Source organism: Okeania sp. SIO2B9 (genome assembly GCF_010672505.1).
Lineage (GTDB): Bacteria > Cyanobacteriota > Cyanobacteriia > Cyanobacteriales > Microcoleaceae > Okeania > Okeania hirsuta.
The window spans coordinates 1-2,216 of record NZ_JAAHGK010001263.1 but is presented as its reverse complement, the minus strand read 5'-3'; the positions used below and the strand labels follow the sequence as shown (position 1 = coordinate 2,216).

Genomic DNA, 2,216 nt, shown 5'->3' with positions numbered 1-2,216 from the left:
TGGATCGAGTCAGGTAGGGGAGCCGTCGGTAGAGCGACGTCTCCCCTACCTGACTCGGTCCTCCTACCTTCAAAAGATTTTATACCGATGCTACCGGATTTGATATTACTCCTGATAGTAAGGGCAGCGATCGCATAGATAAGTAGATATATTTTATATATAGCGTTAGGCAAATAGGCTCTTGACATTCCTCTATTCCCTCACAGGAGTCCCCATTCCCTCTCTTGGTCGATTGGATATAGCAAGGTTCCCTCGTCATCCCACCCTTCGGGAAGCTGCGCTAACGACCGCTTTGTCAAAGGGACATTTCCTGTAAAGTATTTAGATCCCACTTATTATTCGTAACATTCTTTTTTCAAATTGGTATAAGTGAATCCCAAGAAAGCACCTCTAACTTTTTCCTCAAATGTCACCCTACTTGATTGACAACTAGAAGCACTCGCTTTTTCGCCCCAATCTCAAAGTGCTCGGCAAAATCTTTGAACACTTCACTAAATAGGGTTTGCTGAATAAATCTTATGGGTGAGGGTAGGAGTCAGGATTTAGAATTCAGGAGGAATGAGCAATGAGGAATTACAGAGGATATAGTCGGAACAATTGTTCTGAGATTTTTCTGCTCTTGTCTGCTAAAAATCCTTACATTTTCAGCTTAAGGGAGCAAAAACCTTGCAATTTTTTAGTACACGCCTTGGCTAATATCTTTATATATCAATATATATCAATGCTTTTAGATTTAATCAGCAAGCCCTAAATAGGTCTATCCTCACCCATGACAATATCCACCAGTATGTCTGTCCAGTTTTAAGTTGAACGAACGCATATCACCACAACTATTCTCGTTTCTAGTTCATAAGGGCTAGCGGTTGTTGGCCTCGCTCTACCCAAGTCCCTCTCATCAATGGATGAAGGCCAATAGTATGGTGGGACTTTTCACAAATTCAGTTAAAAATTGTCAACGATTGGATAAGAATTGCTGAGTTGATGATAGGTTAAAACTTTAGCTATGAATAGCCAAAAATTGAGGAAAAATCTATGGCAGTGCAACCACCTCCACCTCCATCTATTACTCCACGCCAGATGAATTTGTTGCGGATTGTTGCTTATATGGCATGGTCTGACGGACAACTGGCACAAGAAGAAGTGGACTTAATGTTAAATCGATTTAGTAGTCTTTTTGCTACAGGAGATCAGCAGCAACAACTTCAGGAAGAATTAAGGGATTATTTCATGCAAAATATCCCATTAGGGGAGTCAATTCCTAAATTAGAATCCCAACAAGAACGGGAACTGGTGCTAAAGTTGGGTTACGAAGTAATTGCTTGTAGTGCTCGTACTCCTGAAGAACCAAATATTAATGAAGATGAAGAAGCTGCTTATGAAAATTTAAAGCAATTGCTGAATCTTCCAGGTGATATAGTGGAGCGTATAGAAACTGAGGTAAAAACTGAACTGAATAACCAAGAGGGAATAGTTGAGATGATGACTCGTGGTTTACAGGAATTTATGCAAAATTAATGGATTGATGGTCAATGTAGCAACTCATCTATTGTTGCTTTTTCCCTCTTTTACTTTTTCCATAAGAGAAAGTAGGCGTTGGTAATTGATGGGATGATTTATATTTTCGGATAGCACCCCCGTACCTACCCCAATGAGTGACTGGGGGATTGCCCCTACAAATTTCATTCTGTGATTTACCAATGCCAGAAAGTATCAAAGAGGGTATGTTTTAGTTTATTTTGCTAAATTGAAAAGTCAAATTATTGCTATAATTGCAGCTTGAGAATTTGAGAATATCTTAAGCAAATTTAAGAATGTATAGCAGAAGGAAGAAAGAAGAAGGAAGAAGGAAGAAGGAAAGAGGAAAAATCTTACGTTGTCTGAGTTTTTAGCTTTTGATCTGTCCTAACCTTTCCTTCGACTACTATATCTATATTTATAAACTATGTCAGAAATTTAATTAAGAACCTCTAATTGTTTCCTAAATCAATAATCTAATATTGAGTTGTGAGTTTTGATTTTTTTGACATCGATAGTTTCTAGCGTAAATAAATTTTTTATGGCTTTCCTATGTAAAAGCAAAATTTAGTATTTAGGTTTTAATTATTGGATAATTAAAAATATAAAAACAGATAAATTAAGTAAAAAAATAGCTAATCTGATGATGGATAAATCATATATTAGTTACTTAATTTCTAATGGTAATAGTCAACCAACTA

At 36.9% G+C, this 2,216-nt stretch carries 2 protein-coding genes; one reads left to right on the top strand and one right to left on the bottom strand.

Annotation, left to right across the window (positions count from 1 at the left end; all coding sequences use genetic code 11):
• On the bottom strand, positions 1–188 hold a 188-nt coding region (locus F6K13_RS29635; protein WP_287289358.1), incomplete at its 3' end, for a hypothetical protein.
• An 844-nt stretch (positions 189–1,032) separates the two neighbouring features.
• On the opposite strand from F6K13_RS29635, the gene F6K13_RS29630 reads away from it, so the two are divergent.
• Positions 1,033–1,515 carry a TerB family tellurite resistance protein gene (locus F6K13_RS29630; RefSeq protein WP_192901217.1) on the top strand — a complete coding sequence of 161 codons (483 nt, stop codon included), beginning with the start codon at positions 1,033–1,035 and terminating at the stop codon, positions 1,513–1,515.
• The last annotated feature ends 701 nt before the right edge of the window (positions 1,516–2,216 follow it).

What these genes read in the sequence shown, in the direction of transcription:
- F6K13_RS29630 (WP_192901217.1), top strand. Translation starts at nt 1,033, where the DNA reads ATGGCAGTGCAACCACCTCCACCTCCATCTATTACTCCACGCCAGATG.